The following is a 20,376-nucleotide window of genomic DNA, read 5'->3' as shown; positions in this document are numbered from 1 at the left end:
ATTTCCCCGCATTTTAGTGGGAGAATGTTTATTTTTGGAATGAGGAATATATAAAGATTGATTCATTAATAAATCATAATTCACACATATGAAAGTTACCGTAGTAGGGGCAGGAGCCGTAGGTGCAAGTTGCGCGGAGTATATTGCCATAAAAGATTTTGCGGCCGAGGTCGTTTTGTTGGATATCAAGGAAGGCTACGCCGAGGGCAAGGCCATGGACCTGATGCAGACCGCATCCCTAAACGGGTTCGATACCAAGATTACCGGGGTTACAGGAGACTATGCAAAAACGGCCGACAGTGATATCGCCGTGATTACCTCCGGCATCCCCAGAAAACCGGGGATGACCCGAGAGGAATTAATCGGTATCAACGCCGGCATCGTCAAGGAAGTGTCTTCCAAGCTCGTCGAACAATCCCCCAATATTATCATTATCGTAGTAAGCAACCCCATGGATACCATGACCTATCTCGTACACCAGACCACCGACCTGCCCAAGAACAGGATTATCGGAATGGGCGGTGCCCTCGATAGCGCCCGTTTCAAGTACCGATTGGCCGAGGCCATGGAAGCGCCGATATCGGACATAGACGGGATGGTTATCGGCGGACACAGCGACACCGGTATGGTGCCGTTGACTTCGCACGCGACGCGCAACAGCATCAAAGTGAGCGAATTTCTTTCGGAAGAGCGATTGCAACAGGTAGCCGAGGATACCAAGGTCGGTGGGGCGACCCTGACCAAACTACTGGGCACCAGTGCCTGGTATGCGCCCGGGGCCGCGGTATCGGGATTGGTACAGGCCATTGCCTGCGACCAGAAGAAAATGTTTCCCTGTTCTACTTTGTTGGAAGGCGAATACGATCTCGACGACATCTGTATAGGTGTACCCGTAATCTTGGGCCGGGACGGTATCGAAAAAATTGTGGATATCCCGCTGAGCGACGCCGAAAAAGACAAGATGCAGGAAAGTGCTGAGGGAGTGAAAAAAACCAATGGACTGTTGCAATTGTAGTTTGCGGTCGGTTTGGCGGGGATCTCGGCCGCTATGGGCTGTTCCCCACCGGCCAGCACCCGTGCGTACCGAGTCGGGTGAGCGTACCTAAAGAGGAGGGCGTACTGTTCGGTCGGGGCTGAGTTTTCCGAGCTGGCGGGGAACCCTAGACGATAATTTTTTAGCTTACCTAATAAGTATGCCGAAAATCCATTTTTCAAGACGCAACTTTATACAATCATCCGCCCTCGGAGCGGCGGGACTGTTTTTGGCCCCCGCCCTGAACGCCTCTGCCCCATGGGGCGACCTTTTGGCGAAGAGCGTTCCCATTAACGCCCATCTTTGGGTCTACGCCAGTAAATTTCCTCCCGATTGGGATGCGACCCCCGTACTCGACACCATATTTTCGGATTTGCGTTACGCGGGTATCGACGGTCTGGAGCTTATGGAAGGCCCGTTGCGGCACGACGATGCCGTGGAGCGTCTCAATAAGCTGGTAGCTAAATACGGCGTGCCTGTTTCGGGATCCTCCTATGGAGTAGGTTTTAACATGTGGGATGTCGGACAACACGAAAAAATAATGGAGGATATCCATCTCGTCGTTCCCCGTTTGGCCCAGGTCGGTGGGAAGACGTTCGGGATTTCGGTCGGCAGCAAGGACGGCGTAAAAACGGAGTCCGAATTGGATGCCCAGGCCGATCTGTTGAAAAAGGTCCGGACGGTCTGTGACAATAATGGCATCACCGCCAACCTGCACAACCACACTTACGAGGTAGAGAACAATATGCACGACCTTAAAGGTACCTTGCAACGGATTCCCGATTTTAAACTGGGGCCTGATATCAACTGGCTGATCCGTGCGGGCGTAGACCCGGTGGATTTTATCGAAACCTATGGCGGACAAATCGTGTTCCTGCACATTCGCGATCAGTACGAAGACGGTACCTGGTCAGAATACGTCGGCCAGGGCGATACCGATTTTGCATCGATTGCCGAAGCCCTGAAAAAACAGGACTTTGATGGAGAGGTTGCCATAGAACTGGCCTTTCCCAATGACTTTGCCCCCGAAAACGAACTTAAAGAGGACTGGAAAATGAGCCGGAAGTTCGTTGAGAAGACTTTCGGGTGGTAATGGAAAAAGCGGCGAAAGCAGGGGAGTGTCCCACCCCGGGCCAATCGGAAACGACGGAAAGACATAAAACCAGGAAGACGTCAGACTATGAACATCAATGGAAAGGTTGACGCGGAAAACACCTATGACGCCATCGTTATAGGCTCCGGTATCAGTGGGGGCTGGGCCGCAAAGGAACTCTGTGAAAAGGGACTCAAAACCTTGGTGCTCGAACGGGGTAAAATGGTCGAACATATCACCGACTACACCACTGCAAGTACCCCGCCCTGGGAGTTTAAGCACCGGGGCGCCATCCCCCAAAAGATCAAGGAAGAAAATCCCGTTGTCAGTCGATGCTATGCCTTCAACGAGGCAACGGAGCATTTTTTCGTTAAGGACAAAGAACATCCCTACGAACAGAAAAAACCCTTTGATTGGATCCGAGGCTATCAGGTCGGGGGAAAATCCCTGCTCTGGGCACGGTGGACCCAGCGGTGGAGCGACCTTGACTTCGAGGCAAACGCCAAAGAGGGCATTGCGGTAGATTGGCCCATCCGGTATCGCGATATCGATCCCTGGTACGGCTATGTGGAAAAATTCGCGGGCATTAGTGGGAATAAAGACGGACTTTCGGTCATTCCCGATGGCGAATTCCTCCCACCCATGAAAATGAACTGCTTGGAAAAAGAGGTGAAAAACAGGCTCAATAAGTTGTACGACGATCGGCATTTGGTCATATCCCGTACGGCCAATCTGACCAAGCGCCACAACGGCCGCGGTCCCTGTCAGTATCGAAGCCTGTGTAGCCGGGGCTGTCCCTTTGGAGGCTATTTCAGCAGCAATTCCTCGACCCTGCCGGCCGCGGAAAAAACCGGAAACATGACCCTGCGTCCCTTTTCGGTGGCGCAGTCCATTCTCTACGACGAAGCTTCCGGCAAGGCGACCGGGGTAAGGGTCATCGATACCAATACCAAGGATACGCGGGACTATTACGCCAAAATTGTCTTCGTCAATGCGTCCACCTTGAACTCAACCTTACTGCTTATGAACTCCAAATCGGAGCGTTTTCCCAATGGGATGGGCAACGATTCGGGGGAACTCGGCCACAATTTGATGGACCACAATTACAACTGCAAGGTAGAGGGCGAACTTGAGGGTTTTGAGGATAAATATTATTCGGGAAGAAGGCCCACCGGCACCTATCTGGCCCGTTTCCGGAATTTCGGAAAAGATCGGCAAGACAACTTTAAGCGCGGTTATTCCTATGCCTGTGGAGGGTCGCGATCACCGCATAGCGAGACGGCAAGGGTCGCTATTGGGGAGTCCCTTATGGCAGACCTAACTCAGTTAGGTCCGTGGAAATTCGGTTTCAGTGGAATGGGCGAATGCCTTCCCTATCACGAAAACAAAATCACTTTGAGCACGAATGCCACTGACGATTGGGGTATGCCGCTGTTGGAAATCGATGCGGAGTACAAGGCCAATGAAGTCGCCATGACCAGGGACATGATCGATACCGCGATGGAGATGCTCGACACCATGGGATTCAAGAATATCGAGGATAAAAAGGAGATACGGAACATCGGGTTGAACATTCACGAAATGGGCACTGCTCGAATGGGCCGCGATCCCAGGACCTCGGTCTTGAACCGCAACAATCAGGTTTGGGGCGCCGAGAACGTTTTTGTGACCGATGGCGCCTCCATGACCTCGAGTGCCTGTCAAAATCCGTCCCTGACCTATATGGCACTGACCGCCCGGGCGGCCGATTTTGCGGTAAAGGAATTGAAAAGACGCAATTTATAAGTCTTCGTATTCGATGGGACGAGATGAAAATATTTTGATAACGGAGAGCCGCTATCTTTAAACAGACGCTTATGAGACGAAAAACATTTTTGAACCGGTTGACCTGGGGTGGCGGCGCGGCCGTTTTGTTGCCCTCGATAGGCCTGCTGCAAAGCTGCGAATACAAACCAAAGGTTCGAACGCTGCTTTCGGAAGACGATATCCCGTTGCTCGACGAAATATCCGAGACCATGCTGCCTGCCACGGCACAGGTGCCGGGAGCCAGAGCCGCACAGGTCGGCGATTATCTGTTGCTGATGTACCGCGATTGCATGGCCGACGAAGACCGTCAGGTGTTCGTGAACGGAATCAACGAAATTGACAGGCGTGCCGCCGAAAATTTTTCCAACTCTTTTGTAGACGCCGAAGTCTCCCAACAACTGGAACTTTTAAATACGATCCAGACCGAGGCCATCGCCCATAACCTAGTACAAAAAGATGTCAAAAAGCCTGCACCCCATTATTTCGATCTGTTAAAAGGCCTCACCATATCGGGCTATTTTACCTCTGAAATCGGGATGACCCAAGCAAGAAACTACCTTCCGGTACCCGGGAAGTTCGAGTCCTGCATTCCCTATGAAAAGGGCGACAGACCATGGGCGACCTAAAAAGTTATAATCCGAATTATATTGCCCAATCCGTTTGGAAAATCCATATATTTGCACGCTGTAACAAAAAATACCCGTAAAATCAACGTAACCAATGCAAAATAAAGGACTTATAAAGCTCTTCGCCCTCTTATTCGGGTTGGTGAGCATCTACCAATTATCCTACACCTTTATCGGTAACAAGTTAGAAAGCGATGCCGAAACCTACGCGATAAACCAAGTACCGGAAAGTGAGGAAAATTATGTGTCGAAGCGCCAAGAACTGGAGACCCGGTATTTGGACTCCATCGGCGACCAGACCGTGCTCGGGTTTACAGACTACAACGAAGCCAAGAAAAAGGAACTGAACAAGGGGCTAGACCTAAAGGGAGGTATCAACGTCACCTTACAAATCTCGGTAAAGGATATTTTAAGGGGATTGGCCAATAATTCGAAAAATCCCATTTTTAATAAGGCTTTGGCCGATGCGGATGCCGCCTCCAAAAATAGTGACGATACTTACGTAGAACTCTTTTTTCAGGCGTGGGACCAGATAAGCGGGGATACCAAATTGGCATCTCCCGATATCTTTGCCAATAAGAGTTTGAGCGATGAGATCAATTTCCAGATGGACGATGAAGAGGTAAAGCCGATCATCCGAAGAAAAATTGACGAGTCCGTCGTATCCGCTTTTGAGGTGCTCCGCGAGCGTATCGACGGTTTTGGGGTAACCCAACCCAACATTCAGCGTGAAGGAAATTCCGGTCGTATTTTGGTGGAACTACCGGGGGCTCGAGACATCGACCGAGCCCAGGATCTGCTGTCGAGCACCGCGGAACTGGAATTTTGGGAGACCTACCGTCCCGATAACCAAGAGCTGCAATCTTTCTTTTTCGAGGCGAACCAAAAGCTAAAATCGATCGTCGATACTACGGCCACTGCGGCCGATGAGCAAGCGACCAAGCCGGAATCCGAACTCGATTCCCTGTTGTCCGATGTGTCACAAGATTCGTTGGATATCGCCGCGGGCCAGAATCCACTTTTCGATAAATTTCAACCCGGGGTACCCGGAAGCTATGCCGTGGGCCTTGCCGCGGTACAGGATACGGCCGAGGTCGGTTCTTTACTTCGAAAAAAGGAAATTCGAAGACTGCTTCCGGCCAATCTGCAATTTGTTAAGTTTTTATGGGAACGCCCTTCGGAAGGTTCCGAAGTGGCTTCACTTTACGCTTTGAAATCGAACAGGGAAGGTACGCCCCGTATGGGCGGCGATGTGGTAAACGATGCTAGGGCCGAATTCCAAAACGGTCAACCTATCGTTACCATGGCCATGAATACCCGGGGGGCCAAGGAATGGGAAAAACTCACCGGCGATTCGTACAACAATCAAACCGGAATCGCAATCGTATTGGACAATAAAGTCTATACCGCGCCAGGAGCGCGTGGCGTGATTTCCGGAGGTCGTACCGAGATAACCGGCAACTTTACGGTCAACGAGACTAAAGATATCGCCAACGTCTTGCGTGCCGGTAAACTGCCTGCTTCGGCCGATATCATACAATCGGAAGTTGTTGGTCCGTCGTTGGGCCAGGAAGCTATCGATAGCGGACTCATGTCTTTCGTTATTGCGATGGTATTTGTGTTGATTTGGATGATTTTTTATTACGGTAAGGCCGGGATTTTTGCCGACGTCGCCCTACTGTTCAATATTCTTTTGATATTCGGGGTGTTGACGAGTTTGGGTGCCGTACTTACCCTGCCCGGTATAGCGGGTATCGTTTTGACCATCGGAATGTCGGTCGATGCCAACGTGCTGATCTTTGAACGGATCAAGGAAGAGCTTGCTCGAGGCAAGGGCAAGGCCCAGGCGGTCGCGGACGGATTCGGAAACGCACTTTCCTCAATTCTGGATGCCAACATTACCACGGGCTTGACGGCTATTATTTTGTTCGTATTCGGGTCGGGTCCCATTAAAGGCTTTGCGACTACCTTGCTCGTAGGTATTGTCACTTCGCTCTTTACTGCCATATTCATCACCCGGCTATTGGTAGATTGGTATCTCGAAGGAAGGACCCGACGTTTGGATTTCTCCACCGCCATCACCAAAAACCTGTTTACGAACGTTCATATCAATTTCTTGGGTAAAAGAAAGATCGCATATATATTTTCGGGGATTATACTGACTATTGCGGTGTTCTCGTTATTGACAAACGGTCTGCAGCAAGGGGTGGATTTTATTGGCGGACGCTCGTACCAGGTTCGTTTTGAGAAGGTGGTGAACCCCTCTGAAATCGCTTCAGAGCTGAACGACGTTTTCGGTAGCGGTACCAATGTAAAGACATTTGGCGATGCCAACCAGATCAAGATCACGACCCCGTACAAAGTCGATGAAGAAGGTCTTGAGGTGGATGCGGAAATACAATCCAAGCTCTTTAATGCCCTGCAAAAGTATTTACCCGATGGCACCAGCTTACAGGATTTTAAGGTAGGTAGCGAGGGGAAATCCATTGGAATCCTTCAATCGGTAAAAGTGGGGCCGACGATTGCTGACGATATTAAGAAAAATGCATTTCTGGCCATCATCGGTTCTTTGGCAGTGGTGTTTCTCTATATTTTATTCCGCTTCCGTAAATGGCAGTTCTCCCTCGGAGCGGTAATGGCCGTTTTTCATGACATAGTCATCGTACTGGGAATCTTTTCGATATTCGGGACGCTGATGCCGTTCAATATGGAAATCGATCAGGCCTTTATTGCGGCGATCCTTACCGTCATCGGTTATTCCTTGAACGATACCGTGGTGGTCTTCGATCGTATACGCGAGATTATTGCGGAAAAAGGATGGCGTGGAGGCGAGAACACCAACTTGGCCTTGAACAGTACCTTGAGCCGAACGCTGAATACCTCGCTTACGACCTTGGTTGTACTGCTGGCCATCTTCATTTTTGGTGGGGAGTCGTTACGCGGCTTTATGTTCGCGATGATCGTCGGGGTTATAGTCGGTACCTATTCGTCGGTATTCATCGCGACCCCGATCATGTTCGATACCTTGAAGAAAACGCTGAAGTCCAAATCCGGAAAGAAGAAAGCAGAATCAAAAAAGGCGGTCGAGGCATAGCCTTGTAGCGTCTAAAGCTTTTAAACAGCTTTAGACGCAATTGCTCCGGAGTAAAAATTGCGTTAAGCGATCGACCAAATGGATTCGATCGGTTGACGCAATTTGCTTTTTCGACGGGCACAACACCTCATGCCTCTGGGGCGGTGGGCTAAATGTACTGGCCTGCTACAGGCACTACTTTTCCCGAAGAACCTATTTCTTTCATTTCCAAATGATAGATATGGTCTGGTCTAAGGTCCGGCTCTTTCCTGTGCGATACGAAAATGATGGTAGTTTGGCTTTCCTTGGCGAACTTATTGACCAAGGCAACGAAAAGGGCCGCGCTGGCGTCGTCGAGTCCCGCTGTCGGCTCGTCAAAAATGAGCAGGGGAGGATGTTTGATCATGGCCCTGGCGCACATGACCAACCGCTTTTGGCCCATGCTGAGGTCATGGTACAGCGCATCCTTGACGTGCCACAGGTCGATAAGTTGTAACCATTGTTCGGCCGTTCTGAGCTGCACCTCGGTAGGCCTGATATACAGCCCGATGGAGTCGTTGAGTCCCGATATAAGCATATGCTCGACCGAGTGGTAGCCGGTAAACTTGTCCGTCATCGACGGCGTGAAATATCCTATTTTCTTTTTGATATCCCACACGCTTTCCCCACTGCCTTTCTTCTGTCCGAAAATGTAGAGATCCTGTCCGTATCCTTTCGGGTTTTCGCCGGTTATCATGGAGAGGATAGTCGTTTTTCCACTGCCGTTTTTCCCTCGAAGTTCCCAAAAATCCCCCTTTTTGATGCTCCAGTTGATATCTTTTAGTACGGGTTTGTCCATATAGGATACATTGACACTTTTGAGTTCGATAAGCACATCGTGATCGATCTCAAGGCTGTTGAGCCCCGAATTTAAGGCCAGGGGGATTTGACCCGTAAACCGCTCCTTAGTCGGGGAATTGGAAAGCACTTCCTTTTCTCCGACAACGACCAATTGATCGCCTTTAAGTCGTGCAAAGTTATCGATAAAGGATAGGAGGTCGGACTTTCTGCTGATCAGCTGTATCATACCAACCTGTTTTGAGACCGTTTCAAGTTGCATCTTAAGATGCGCTTGGGTATCGGTATCGAGGTTGTCGAAGGGGTTGTCCAATACGATAAAATCGCAGTCCGACGATAGGATGTATTTAAGCAAGGCCTTTTTCTGTTCCCCGCTGGACATCGATCGGAGGGCTTGGTCCGTGTCGGCCGTCAGTATCTTGGTATCGTGCCGATCTTCTTCGTCGATATAGCGTTCAATCGCCAGTTTCGAAAACAGGGCGCCCTTTGCAGCTTGAAATCCTTGAAGGATTTTCGGAGGGGTTCCTTTTAAAATTGATGTTATGAGTTGGCTCTTTTGCGAGGTATTATCCAAGAAAACGGCCCAGTGTTCTATGTTCATAGGAGATAAAACTTGAACCGCGAATTTAGGAGAAGTTCAGGGATGTCCCAAATGGAAGTATGACTTGCTAGGTTTGGCTTCCCGCGGCTATTTTTTCGGGGGAATACTTTCTGTTATCAATCTGTAATGCATTCAAAGCTAAAATTAGAGTCCGTAGAAGCTATTGCTTTTCGTATGTGACGCTGTCCCCGACCGCAAGTCCCCATTTCCCGACCAGTCCGGCATTGACCTCCAAGACGTACTGTACGGGGACCTTTGACGGCAGGCTGGCTTGGCTCAGAGGCTGCGCATTTTCTTGGATGCTGGCCACCGTCATGTCGCTTTTGATAAAAATGATATCCAAGGGGAATTCGGTGTTCTTCATGTAAAAGGAGTGCATGGCCTGATCGGGAAAGACAAATAGCATGCCCTGATGGTCTTCCATGCCTTGGCGGTACATGAGTCCCGTTTCGGTCTCGTAGTCGTTATCGGCAATTTCGATGTCCAACCGGGCAATGATCGAATCGGATGCCGCTTTGAATACGCTCAGTTCACCTTCCTTTTTAAAGGCGACCGGTTCGGTCTTGATCTCTTTTTTGGGTGCGTCCTTGCAGGAGTGCAGGATGAAACATCCAAAAATAAAAAAGCACGTTACTTTGAAGTATCCCATGAAACTAAATTTTGATCTTGCAAAAATCAAATGCGAGTTTCGCAAGCTGCCGCTTAGACCCGCAAACACCTCCCGCAATTTTTTACTGCCCTGGCCAATCGCCAACTGCCCAGCGTTTACTGCTTACCGTCCACCGCAACTGCAACTGCCAACCCCAACTGTCAACTGCAACCTCCAACTACCCACTATTTGCTGCTTGCTTTTTACTGCTTACATCTTACTGCTTACTGTCCACCGCAACTGCAACTGCCAACCCCAACTGTCAACTGCAACTACCACTACCTACTGCATACTACCCTTCCGCCCTGGTTTGAACATAAAATAGAGTCCGATCAAGATAAAAGGGATACTCAGCCACTGCCCGGTGGATAGCAGTCCCAATGACTCCTCGAAACCGCCCTGACTTTTCTTGACGAATTCCACGAAGAACCGGATGGTCCACAGCAGCACCAAGAATAGGCCAAAGAGGTATCCCCGGTCATTCTTTTTATCGGTTTTCCAGTAGAGATAATACAGGATGATAAACACGAAGATATAGGCGATGCCTTCGTAAAGCTGTGCGGGATGTCGATAGGGAATTTCGGCCAGGTATTGCGAAAACTGGGGATTGTTTTCGATGGCATCATAGGCGGCATTCACCGATTTTTCTTTGGTAATGGCCAAGGCCTTTGCGGGATGCATATCGTCGGAGTCACGAATAAACTTGGTAGCAAAAATGAAGGATTCGTTCGTGACCTTGCCGTTGATCTCGGAGTTGAAAAAATTGCCCAAGCGTACGCAAAAGGCCCCGATAGCAAAGGGAATCACCATACGATCGAGCAGCCAAAGCATGGTAAAGCCCTTGTGCTTTCTGGTGTACAGATATACTCCGATGATGACCCCGATAATCGCCCCGTGACTGGCCAAGCCTGTAAAACCGGTAAACTCATAGCCGTTAATAAAGCCGAACAGCGTTCCGTCGGAGCTTTCGCGAATGGGGAGCAAAATTTCGAGCAGATGGTCTTGATAATAGGGCCAATCGTAAAAGAATACGTGTCCCAACCGTGCTCCCAGCATGGTGGCGAGCACCGTATATATGAAAAGTGAGTCCAGCTGTTCGACCGTTTTCTTTTCATTCAGAAAAATCCGTTTCATGAGATACCAGCCCAGCGCAAAGGCAATAATCCATAACAGGTTGTAATATTTGATCTGTATCGGACCGAGCGTAAAAAGCGTTTCGTCCGGATTCCATATCATTCCCAAAAAATACATGTGGTGTGGTTTAGAGACGGCTAAGATAGTTAAAATAGAGAATAGAGAATAGAGAATAGAGAATAGAGAAGAGAGAAGTGAAAGGAGACAGATGACCGATGACGGAAGACTGAAGGCGGGTGACGCATCGATGTGTGGATTGTCTATTGTGTAAAGACGTTCCTACACTTAAAGTGAATCCTGAGATTTGGAGTTTGCAATTTGGGATTTAGAATTTTTTTCAAGGTACCGGATCATATCCTTTTCCGCCCCAGGGGTTGCAACTGAGAATGCGTTTCAGGGACAACCATCCGCCCTTGAATAGGCCGTGTTTTTTTAAGGCTTCCAAGGTGTATTGCGAGCAGGTGGGGGAGTAGCGGCAGGTAGAAGGGGTGTATGGGGAAATCGCAACTTGATAAAAGCGGACAAGAAAAACAAAGGGGGCGATCAAGATTTTTTTCATGATTTTCTTGGATTCGGTAGGGCAAAAACCGTCCGAGACGTAAGGACTATTTTGAAAGATGACGATTATTTTTTTCGCCCCTCCCCGCCAGAATGAATCTTTCGGGCCGCCCCGCCAATTCACCATCGGGATTTTGGATCCACGGATAAATTGAGTGTTCTCCAACACAGTTTCCTAGTCAATACTAAAAGTCGTCCCTTCCTTGCCGTCTTTGAGCTGAATGCCCAAGGCGGCCAATTGGTCGCGAATTTTATCCGAGGTGGCAAAATCTTTATTCTCACGGGCTTCTTTTCGGAATTGGATCAGCAGTTCGACCACGCCGGACAGTTTTCCGGTGTCGGCGGTGTTGGCCGCTTTTTGTTCCAGTCCGAGAACGTCGAAAACGAAGGCGTTGATGGTACGCTGCAGGGCATCCCTGTCGGAAACGGTAATACGTTCCTTGCCTTCCCTGATCTGGTTGATATGCCTCACGGCCTCAAAGAGATGCGCAATCAGTATCGGGGTATTGAAGTCGTCGTTCATCGCCATATAGCACTGCTCCTCCCACGCTTTTACGTCAAAATCGCTTTTGTTCCCGGTGTTCAGGTTGTCCAGACCTTCGATGGCTTCCATCAACCTGTTGAATCCTTTTTCGGAGGCCAATAGCGCATCGTTGCTCAGGTCGAGGATGCTGGCATAATGGGCCTGCATCATAAAAAAGCGGACCACGGAGGGGGCAAAGGGCTTACTGAGCAATTCGTTCTTGCCGCTAAAGATTTCTCCGGGAAGAATATTATTGCCCGTGGATTTGGACATTTTCTTGCCGTTCATGGTCAACATATTGGCATGCATCCAGTAATTGACGGGCGACTGCCCGTAGCTCGCTTCCGCCTGCGCAATCTCGCATTCATGATGGGGAAACTTTAGGTCCATTCCCCCTCCGTGGATATCGAAGGTTTCTCCCAGATATTTGGTGCTCATCACGGTGCATTCCAAGTGCCATCCCGGGAAACCGTCGCCCCATGGGGAGGGCCAGCGCATGATGTGCTGCGGTTCGGCCTTTTTCCAGAGGGCGAAGTCTTGGGGACTTCGCTTATCGTCCTGGGCGGAAAGCTCGCGGGTATTGGCGATCATATCCTCCAATTTCCTGCCACTAAGTTTTCCGTACTCGTAGTCCTTATTGAACTTGGCCACGTCGAAATATACGGAGCCGTTGGCTTCGTACGCATATCCCTTTTCAAAGATTTCCTTGATAATCTCTATCTGCTCGATGATATGCCCCGTGGCGGTAGGTTCGATACTAGGGGGCAGAAGATTGAATTTTGACAGCGTATTGTGAAAATCGAGGGTGTAGCGTTGTACTACCTCCATGGGTTCCAAACGTTCTAGACGTGCTTTCTTGGCAATTTTATCCTCCCCGTCCTCCGCGTCGTCTTCCAGATGTCCCGCATCGGTGATATTGCGCACGTAGCGCACCTTATAGCCCAAATGTTTGAAATAACGGAAGATCATGTCGAAGGACATAAACGTGCGGCAGTTGCCCAGATGTACGTTGCTGTAAACCGTCGGTCCGCAGACATACATGCCGATATGGCCTTCGTTCAGCGGTTCGAAAACCTCTTTTTTTCCTGAAAGGGAATTCTGGATTTTAATAGTCTGGTTCTGGTAGGATTGCATAAGGTAATGTAGGGCTTAAAAATGGGTGTCCAGATTAATATAGTCCAAAAATTCCCGACGGGTTTCCTCGTTTTTAAATTTTCCGCCGTATTCCGCGGTCACGGTACTGCTTTCGATATCGCGAATTCCCCGTGAATTTACGCAGAGGTGTTTGGCGTCGATGACGCAGGCGACATCGTCGGTGCCCAGCACTTCTTGAAGTTCTCGTACGATCTGTATATTCAGACGCTCCTGTACTTGGGGACGTTTGGCGAAATAGTCAACGATACGGTTCATTTTCGAAAGACCCACTACGGTGCCGTTCGAAATGTAGGCGATATGGGCCTTGCCGACAATGGGCAATAGGTGATGCTCACAGGTGGAGTACACCGTGATATTTTTCTCTACCAGCATCTCGCCGTATTTGTACTTATTGGCAAAAGTCGATGCCTTTGGCTTTTTATCCGGGTGCAATCCCCCGAAAACTTCTTGGACATACATTTTTGCCACCCGCTGTGGTGTACCCTTCAGGCTGTCGTCATCGAGGTCAAGGCCCAATGTCAGCATAATCTCACGCACATTTTGGCGGATATGGGCAATTTTTTCGGAATCTTCCAAAGCGAAGGCGTCTTCCCGTAGGGGTGTTTCCTCGGCAGCGGAGACATGGTCGTCGCCCGTATCTTCATATTTTTTCTGCAAGGTGTTGTCTAATTTCATAAGCATCCTTAAACTATAACCGTATTACCATCTTTTTTAGTATCGAGATCCGTCGAAAATTTCGGGAAAGATGGCCATTGGTGCACATTGTTTTTTATCCCACTTTTAAACGGGTGCGAAGATACGCATAATATAGCACTTTATGGTTTCAACCCGGCGATACCCTCTATAAATTGATGTTAAGAAATTCACTTCTATTTTCCTGACCAACCGCCAATTTTCTCCGTTGAAACATACTAAATAGTCCTTGAAATAGTTATAGCTAGGTAGAATTTTCGATAGTCTCCCTAATATGCGAAATCACTTCTTGGTCTTCTCAACCTTGCTCTTTCTTTTTTGTTCGGGATCACGGGCGCAAAACTCCCCCGATTGCCGGACGGCCATTCCTGTCTGTGCCGATGCCCCTATCATGGGCTACGCCGACGGCAGTGGCGATATCGATGATTTCGATCCCGAGGTCATACGCCTGTACGACTGTCTCGAAAAGGGAAGTGTGAGTTCCGCCAATATTGAAAACAACGCTTCATGGTTCGTATTTCGTGCCGGAACGGGCGGGCAGGTCGGTTTCGATATCGAAGCTTTGCCGGTGAGTGGTTCGGGTACCCCAACGGCGGAATGGGACTTTATCGTGTTCGGTCCGGATCCCGATTGTAATGCCATCAGTAACGGTACGGCCCCTGTGGCCGCCTGTAACTACGAAGTCAATACTACTAACTTTACAGGTATCGGGGTAAACCCTGTTAGCGGACAGGAAGGCGGCGTTTTTGTCGATGACGTAACGGAGGGCAATGGCAACACCTATGCTCCATGGCTTGAGGTGCAGCCGGGAGAGATGTATTACATCCTCATAAATAATTTCAATACCAATTTCGATGACGAGGTCGAACCTTTTCGGCTCACCTTTACGGGGAGTTCGGTGGATGCCGATCAGAATAGTGCATTGGATTGCACCCTGAGGGACGAGTTTTTAGGATTGGATATCGTTGCGTGTGAGGGAGATCCCGACATTCCGTTGACCGTCCTCAACTCTCCTGCAGGACCCGATATCGTTAACGTAGCCTGGACGGTGGACTACGATGATGATGGTACCATCGATGCCCCGCTGGGCTCTGGACCCTCGGCTACGGATATTACCGTGATAAGTCCCAATTCCGGACGCTACCATGTTGATATTACTACCAGTTTCGGCCATGTCACGGATGACATCCTGATTACGTTCTACGGAACGCCCGCTTTGGACCGGGTCGAGTTGTTGAATTCCAACTTGAGCCTGGATCCGAATCAAAACTCTATCGAGATTTTTGCAGATGGTGATAGCGATTACGAATATGCCGTCAACGGAGGGGAATTTCAGGATGACTCGGTTTTTGACAACGTACCGCCGGGGGTTAATACGGTAATTATCAACGATAAGAACGGATGCGGAACCAGTAGCGCGCAGGATTTTTTAGTGGTGGGCTATCCGAAGTTCTTTACGCCGAACGCCGATGGTGCCAATGACACCTGGAACATTAAAGGCATCGAGACCTTGACCGATCCCTTGGTTTTTGTGTATGATAGATATGGAAGATTATTGGCCCAATTAGGGGTGAATTTGGATTGGGACGGAACCTTTATGGGCGTTCCGTTGCCTTCGTCCGATTACTGGTTTCGGCTGGAACACGGAGGGCAGGAAGATGGTCCACTGGTAGCGAAATCTACCCGGACCCACTTTTCGTTGAAGCGCTGAGCTCGCCAATCCATCCGCTGTTTTAAAATAAGAACTTTTTACTCCCGCTCTCAAGGTAGGGCAGGGCAATTGTAAGATGGAGTCCACAGTTACCACGACATTATCCGTTTCGAAACCCAAACCGGCCGCCTTACACCCTATGAAGAAAAGACAAGCGTTTTAGAAATTAAGGGTGTACCCCAAGCTGTAGTGCATATTGACTTTATTGACTAGCGCGGGGGCGTTGATTCCAGTTTCTGCCAAATAGCGGAGCACATCCTGTTCGGTACGATTGATTGCAAAATCCAAGCGGCTGCCCCCAAAGTTGTAGCCGAGTCCCCCTGAGATGGCGTTGAAGTCCCCGATGATTTTTCCGCTTCCATAAGGACTTTGCTGGTAGCGGTATCCAGCTCTTAGACTTAGTCTTTGAATTCGGTATTCCCCGCCTACCCTAAACGTGGATACTGCGTCCAAATTTTCCGAAATCGCGGCGTTTTGGTCCGAGAAAAAAGCATCGGTCGTGGGACGCAACTCCGCCTTCGAATAATCCTGATATCCATAGTCAAAACTCAAGAGTCCGTTCTTGCCGAAAACTGCGGCAATGCTCCCGGTAAATTTGCCGGGGGTCTTGATTTGATAATCGAAAATAGTGGTTCCTAAAAATGGTGATCTATCGATTTCCGGCGCACGGTTCGGATAGTTCGAGGCAATGCGTTGCGAAAGGTTGTCCGTCAGACGATACCAGGTGGGGGACTGATAGCTTGCGCCCAGTCTAATGAAATCGCCCAGTTTTCCCATCGCACCCAATCCGAAGGAAAATCCGCCGCCCTCGGTCTCCAACAAATTCTCAAAGGTGGCACGGGTGACGTTGGAATTGGTATCGATATATTCTTCATGGTACCGGTCAAGCCTATCGTATAATACGTTGTAAAAATTCAAGGAGGCCCCAAAGTAAAAGTTATCGCCGTACTGGGCGGCCCCGTTGATAGTGAACTTGCCGTTCTGCCCCGAAACGGTCTGGCGAAAATTCTGTGAAAGCTCGTTATAATCGGCATTCGAGATGTAAGTGGTCTCAGTATCATCATTGGGTTCGGGGTCGATAATACCTGCTTGAAAGCCCAAAAAAGCCTGTTGTGCACTGTAGCCGAGATTCGGGGTGGCCCCGATATCCAAATAGGCATCGGTGAGGGTCTCGTTCTCCAAGGTTCGAATATCCTCGGCCGCAATACCATCGGCGTAGTTCAGGAAGTACTTATCGATTCCCTCATTACCGGTTCCCGCTATATAGATGCGATCGTCGTAATTCTGCATCATATCATAGTTGAACGCCGCGGATATTTTTTTCCATTTTGAATCCGGATTATTGGACTTGAATACGAGTGCGCCGCCTACCTGATTAATATCCAATGAGTTGGATTTGTCATCGGTTCGGCTACCCAGATAGTCCGCTTTGGCCTTGCGGTCGAAATAAGTGCCCGTAAAACTGAACACACTATTGTTGAACACGGCACTTCCCGCGGGGTTGGCACTTAGGGCTGATAAGTCGCCCCCTAAAGCGCCAAAGGCACCGCCCATGCCTTGAAAACGGGGGGTGCCCTGTAGATTTTCCGTGCTGTAGCGCAGTACGTCGTCAATAGTCTGTGCACTGGTCATTGCGCAGATGGACAGCGCCAAGAAGGTTAAAAGTCTTTTCATACTAAGCAATTTTTATAAGTATTTGGAATTTTTAAAAGAACTTTCCCATTGAATCTTCAATGTTCAACAATTACTTAGGTAAAAGATGGAATTAAAAATTTAACAGGAACTCAGGGAAAAAGGGACTTGAGCATTATACCTACCTTGATTTAGGTCTGACCGGTGAACGGTTTAGTGCCCTCTACTTCCGCCCGATGAGCGGGACGAACCGCTGGAACTCCTCGAAGAACCACCTGAACTTCGTACACTGCCCGAACTCCTGGAAGATCCACTGGAACTTCTCACGCTACCGGAGCTTCTTGAACTGCTGCCGGAGCTTCGATAACCACTACTGCGGCTGGAGCTACGATTTCCGGAAGAACGGTAGCCGCTGTTACTGCGTCGTGACGAAGAACTTCGGTACGAAGAATTGCTTCTGGGGCTCGAGCTCCTGTACGTACCGCTACTGCTACGGGTTCTTGTGCCCGAGCTGCGATAGGTCGAACTTCGTGGCGCCGTAGAGCGGGCCGTACTGCTGCGTGGCGATGAACTTCTATAGGTTGTTTTTCCGCTTCTTGATGAACGATTATAGTTGGGCGTTGCGCGGGTACTTCTGCTAGTTCGGTACGACCGATTTCTGTCCACACTGACGGCTCTCCGTGCAGTAGTCGAACTTTTTCTATTGGTGCTAGCCTTGGCGGAACTTCGGTTTGCACTTGACCTTGAGCTGTTTGCGGTGTACCGGGGCGTAGAGCGGGTTCGGTCAAGGTTCGACCGGGTGTTGCTTGCGTATCTTGTACCGTTTCCGGTTATCGCATTGGTGTTGCGGTAATACCCTCTTCTTGTAGCGTTATGGGCAAAGCTCCTTTGTCCATAATTATTATAACCATAATATCTGTTGTGGTGACCGTGATAATATCCATAATGTGGTACCCAGGTTCCGTAACCTCCATAATATCCTGCGTAGCCATAGCCGTAGTATCCGCCCCATCCCCAAGGCCGGTATCCGTAGCCCCAAGGCCTGTAACCATATCTCCATACCGGGTTGTAATAGCCCCCCCATCCGAGGCCATAACCGCCCCAGCCATATGAATTGTAAAGCCAAGGGGAACCGAAACCGAAACCGCCCCATCCCCAGCTATTGTCATAAACATTGATGGTCACATCGGTGGTATTGTCGCCCCAAGCGGCATAACCGGCGTAATCGTTGCCATTGTCATAATAGTTCGTCAGTTGGTCTTCAGGAATACTGTCGTTTTCCATGTCGGCCGTGCTGCTGTATGAATCGATATCGGTAAAGATTTCACTGTCCAAGGCCTCTTGGTACTGGTCGGCCTGCTGCCCGAAATAATTGGCATAGGCTTCGTTCCCGACTTCTTGCTTTTTTTGCGGTCTTTCCACAGTAGACTGGTTGTCACTGGAGTAAATGCCGTCGTTGTCGTAGTAGGAAGCGGACTGATATGATCCGCAAGAGGCCAGTACAATCCCTGACAGGGCGAAAAGGGCCGCAATACGGATTTTAATAAGGGGTAGCGAATATATCATGGGTGCGAGTTTTGTTGTTGAACATAGTAAAAATAACTAGTTTTACCCAATTATTTTAGTTATTAGAAACAAGTTTTATGCCAAACTACAGCACATGGGTAAAAGGTTAACGAAACGCAGCGAAGATTATTCCAAATGGTACAATGAATTAGTGGTGGGGGCCGATCTAGCGGAGAACTCCGGGGTCAGGGGCTGTATGGTGATCAAACCATACGGATTCGCCATATGGGAAAAAATGCAGGGGGAGTTGGATAGGATGTTCAAGGAAACGGGACATGAAAATGCTTATTTTCCACTGTTCATTCCAAAATCCTATTTGAGCAAAGAGGCCAGTCACGTAGAAGGATTTGCTAAGGAGTGCGCCGTAGTGACCCACTATCGGCTAAAGAATGCCGAAGATGGCAGCGGAATTATCGTCGATCCTATGGCCAAACTCGAGGAGGAACTGATCGTAAGACCTACCTCCGAAACCATTATTTGGGATACCTATAGAAGATGGATACAATCGTACCGTGACCTACCTCTCTTGATCAACCAATGGGCCAATGTCGTACGCTGGGAAATGCGGACCCGGCTCTTTCTTCGTACCGCGGAATTTCTATGGCAGGAAGGCCATACTGCGCACGCGACCGAACAAGAGGCTTTGGAAGAGGCCGAACGGATGATGAACGTGTACGCGGAATTCGCCGAGAACCATATGGCCATGCCGGTCATCAAAGGCACTAAAACGGAAAGCGAGCGGTTTGCCGGGGCCGTCGAGACCTATTGTATCGAGGCCTTGATGCAAGATACCAGGGCCTTACAGGCAGGGACATCGCATTTTTTGGGACAGAATTTTGCTAAGGCCTTTGATGTGAAATTTGCCACGAAAGAAGGCAAGCAAGAGCATGTTTGGGCGACCTCTTGGGGCGTTTCGACCCGTTTGATGGGGGCCCTGATCATGACCCACAGCGATGATAACGGACTCGTATTGCCGCCCAAGCTGGCCCCCATTCAAGTGGTCATCGTACCGATCTATAAGGGAACGGAACAGTTGGACGCTATTTCCCAAAAAATAGAACCGCTGGTCAAGGAGCTCCGTGCCAAGGGCATCTCGGTCAAGTTCGATAATAGGGACACCCACAAACCGGGATTCAAGTTCAACGAATACGAAATGAAAGGCGTGCCCGTACGATTGGCGGTGGGGCAACGGGACCTTCAAAACGGCACCTACGAAGTGGCCCGCAGGGATACCTTGACCAAGGAAATCGTTCCGATGGACGAGATAGTCGCCAAAATCGAATTTTTACTGGAGGATATCCAAGAACATATCTTCCAAAAAGCGGTGGATTTCCGGGATGCCCATATTACGGAAGTGGACAGCTACGAGGAATTCAAAAAAGTGCTGGAGGAAAAAGGAGGATTCATTTCAGCACATTGGGACGGTTCACTCGAAACGGAAAACCACATTAAGGACGAGACCAAGGCAACGATTCGCTGCATACCCATCGATGCCGAAAAGGAAGCGGGCAAATGTATGGTGACGGGAGCCCCGTCGGAAACCCGGGTACTGTTCGCAAAGGCGTATTGACGAGGGGTAGGGTGTAAGGCTCAAGGTTTAAAGTTCAAGGCTCAAAGTTTGAGGTTTGATTTCAAGTTGACAAGCTCAAATTCAGTACAGACCCAAGTTCAAATTGGATGGGAGCA

The 20,376-nt window shown here is 49.4% G+C and carries 15 protein-coding genes; 7 read left to right on the top strand and 8 right to left on the bottom strand.

The genetic code is table 11. From position 1 onward, the window contains the following. The first annotated feature begins 88 nt into the window (after positions 1–88). From RQM65_RS03520 to secDF, 5 genes are all read left to right on the top strand, one after another. A complete protein-coding gene (locus RQM65_RS03520) occupies positions 89–1,015 on the top strand; it encodes a malate dehydrogenase (protein ID WP_314012779.1) in 927 nt (308 codons plus the stop codon). Between the two features lie 178 nt (positions 1,016–1,193). Continuing rightward, positions 1,194–2,126 (top strand): sugar phosphate isomerase/epimerase family protein, encoded by a 933-nt coding sequence (locus tag RQM65_RS03515; protein ID WP_314012778.1) that lies wholly within the window; start codon positions 1,194–1,196, stop codon positions 2,124–2,126. Positions 2,127–2,213: 87 nt separating this feature from the next. Then, the gene (locus RQM65_RS03510) at positions 2,214–3,911 is read left to right on the top strand and encodes a GMC oxidoreductase (RefSeq protein WP_314012777.1); all 1,698 of its coding nucleotides are present in this window, start codon (positions 2,214–2,216) and stop codon (positions 3,909–3,911) included. 71 nt (positions 3,912–3,982) lie between these two features. Next, on the top strand, positions 3,983–4,558 hold the full coding sequence (locus tag RQM65_RS03505; RefSeq protein WP_314012775.1) for a gluconate 2-dehydrogenase subunit 3 family protein: 576 nt from the start codon (positions 3,983–3,985) through the stop codon (positions 4,556–4,558). A 94-nt stretch (positions 4,559–4,652) separates the two neighbouring features. Continuing rightward, entirely contained in the window at positions 4,653–7,652 is a 3,000-nt protein-coding gene (gene secDF / locus RQM65_RS03500) for a protein translocase subunit SecDF (RefSeq protein WP_314012773.1), read from the top strand. 148 nt (positions 7,653–7,800) lie between these two features. Here secDF and RQM65_RS03495 read toward each other — a convergent pair whose 3' ends face one another. From RQM65_RS03495 to folE, 6 genes are all read right to left on the bottom strand, one after another. Next, on the bottom strand, positions 7,801–9,069 hold the full coding sequence (locus RQM65_RS03495) for an ATP-binding cassette domain-containing protein (RefSeq protein ID WP_314012772.1): 1,269 nt from the start codon (positions 9,067–9,069) through the stop codon (positions 7,801–7,803). 160 nt (positions 9,070–9,229) lie between these two features. After that, positions 9,230–9,718, bottom strand: a complete 489-nt coding sequence (locus RQM65_RS03490; RefSeq protein WP_314012770.1) for a DUF192 domain-containing protein — start codon at positions 9,716–9,718, stop codon at positions 9,230–9,232. 282 nt (positions 9,719–10,000) lie between these two features. Continuing rightward, positions 10,001–10,969 carry a prolipoprotein diacylglyceryl transferase gene (gene lgt / locus RQM65_RS03485; RefSeq protein ID WP_314012769.1) on the bottom strand — a complete coding sequence of 323 codons (969 nt, stop codon included), beginning with the start codon at positions 10,967–10,969 and terminating at the stop codon, positions 10,001–10,003. Positions 10,970–11,189: 220 nt separating this feature from the next. Beyond that, complete coding sequence (yidD, locus tag RQM65_RS03480) at positions 11,190–11,414, bottom strand: membrane protein insertion efficiency factor YidD (protein ID WP_314016777.1); 225 nt, start codon at positions 11,412–11,414, stop codon at positions 11,190–11,192. Positions 11,415–11,585: 171 nt separating this feature from the next. Next, positions 11,586–13,067 carry a cysteine--tRNA ligase gene (cysS, locus tag RQM65_RS03475; RefSeq protein ID WP_314012768.1) on the bottom strand — a complete coding sequence of 494 codons (1,482 nt, stop codon included), beginning with the start codon at positions 13,065–13,067 and terminating at the stop codon, positions 11,586–11,588. A 15-nt stretch (positions 13,068–13,082) separates the two neighbouring features. After that, positions 13,083–13,763 carry a GTP cyclohydrolase I FolE gene (gene folE / locus RQM65_RS03470; RefSeq protein WP_314012766.1) on the bottom strand — a complete coding sequence of 227 codons (681 nt, stop codon included), beginning with the start codon at positions 13,761–13,763 and terminating at the stop codon, positions 13,083–13,085. A 292-nt stretch (positions 13,764–14,055) separates the two neighbouring features. Between folE and RQM65_RS03465 the strand changes: the two genes are divergently transcribed. Next, on the top strand, positions 14,056–15,492 hold the full coding sequence (locus RQM65_RS03465) for a T9SS type B sorting domain-containing protein (protein WP_314012764.1): 1,437 nt from the start codon (positions 14,056–14,058) through the stop codon (positions 15,490–15,492). A gap of 159 nt (positions 15,493–15,651) precedes the next feature. On the opposite strand, the gene RQM65_RS03460 is transcribed toward RQM65_RS03465, so the two are convergent. Then, entirely contained in the window at positions 15,652–17,166 is a 1,515-nt protein-coding gene (locus tag RQM65_RS03460; RefSeq protein ID WP_314012762.1) for an OmpP1/FadL family transporter, read from the bottom strand. Between the two features lie 171 nt (positions 17,167–17,337). Continuing rightward, the gene (locus RQM65_RS03455; RefSeq protein ID WP_314012760.1) at positions 17,338–18,690 is read right to left on the bottom strand and encodes a hypothetical protein; all 1,353 of its coding nucleotides are present in this window, start codon (positions 18,688–18,690) and stop codon (positions 17,338–17,340) included. A gap of 94 nt (positions 18,691–18,784) precedes the next feature. Here RQM65_RS03455 and proS point away from each other — a divergent pair, with 94 nt between their 5' ends. Continuing rightward, positions 18,785–20,260, top strand: a complete 1,476-nt coding sequence (gene proS / locus RQM65_RS03450; protein ID WP_314012759.1) for a proline--tRNA ligase — start codon at positions 18,785–18,787, stop codon at positions 20,258–20,260. Positions 20,261–20,376 lie beyond the last annotated feature (116 nt).

It is taken from the genome of Pricia mediterranea, from assembly GCF_032248455.1.
In the GTDB taxonomy this organism is placed as follows: Bacteria; Bacteroidota; Bacteroidia; order Flavobacteriales; family Flavobacteriaceae; genus Pricia; species Pricia mediterranea.
The sequence above is the reverse complement of the archived record's forward strand: the minus strand, read 5'-3'. Positions and strand labels throughout refer to the sequence as shown.

Coding starts and splice junctions, on each gene's coding strand:
- RQM65_RS03520 (WP_314012779.1), top strand. CDS start 89: ATGAAAGTTACCGTAGTAGGGGCAGGAGCCGTAGGTGCAAGTTGCGCG.
- RQM65_RS03515 (WP_314012778.1), top strand. CDS start 1,194: ATGCCGAAAATCCATTTTTCAAGACGCAACTTTATACAATCATCCGCC.
- RQM65_RS03510 (WP_314012777.1), top strand. CDS start 2,214: ATGAACATCAATGGAAAGGTTGACGCGGAAAACACCTATGACGCCATC.
- RQM65_RS03505 (WP_314012775.1), top strand. CDS start 3,983: ATGAGACGAAAAACATTTTTGAACCGGTTGACCTGGGGTGGCGGCGCG.
- secDF (WP_314012773.1), top strand. CDS start 4,653: ATGCAAAATAAAGGACTTATAAAGCTCTTCGCCCTCTTATTCGGGTTG.
- RQM65_RS03495 (WP_314012772.1), bottom strand. CDS start 9,069: ATGAACATAGAACACTGGGCCGTTTTCTTGGATAATACCTCGCAAAAG.
- RQM65_RS03490 (WP_314012770.1), bottom strand. CDS start 9,718: ATGGGATACTTCAAAGTAACGTGCTTTTTTATTTTTGGATGTTTCATC.
- lgt (WP_314012769.1), bottom strand. CDS start 10,969: ATGTATTTTTTGGGAATGATATGGAATCCGGACGAAACGCTTTTTACG.
- cysS (WP_314012768.1), bottom strand. CDS start 13,067: ATGCAATCCTACCAGAACCAGACTATTAAAATCCAGAATTCCCTTTCA.
- folE (WP_314012766.1), bottom strand. CDS start 13,763: ATGAAATTAGACAACACCTTGCAGAAAAAATATGAAGATACGGGCGAC.
- RQM65_RS03465 (WP_314012764.1), top strand. CDS start 14,056: ATGCGAAATCACTTCTTGGTCTTCTCAACCTTGCTCTTTCTTTTTTGT.
- RQM65_RS03460 (WP_314012762.1), bottom strand. CDS start 17,166: ATGAAAAGACTTTTAACCTTCTTGGCGCTGTCCATCTGCGCAATGACC.
- RQM65_RS03455 (WP_314012760.1), bottom strand. CDS start 18,690: ATGATATATTCGCTACCCCTTATTAAAATCCGTATTGCGGCCCTTTTC.
- proS (WP_314012759.1), top strand. CDS start 18,785: ATGGGTAAAAGGTTAACGAAACGCAGCGAAGATTATTCCAAATGGTAC.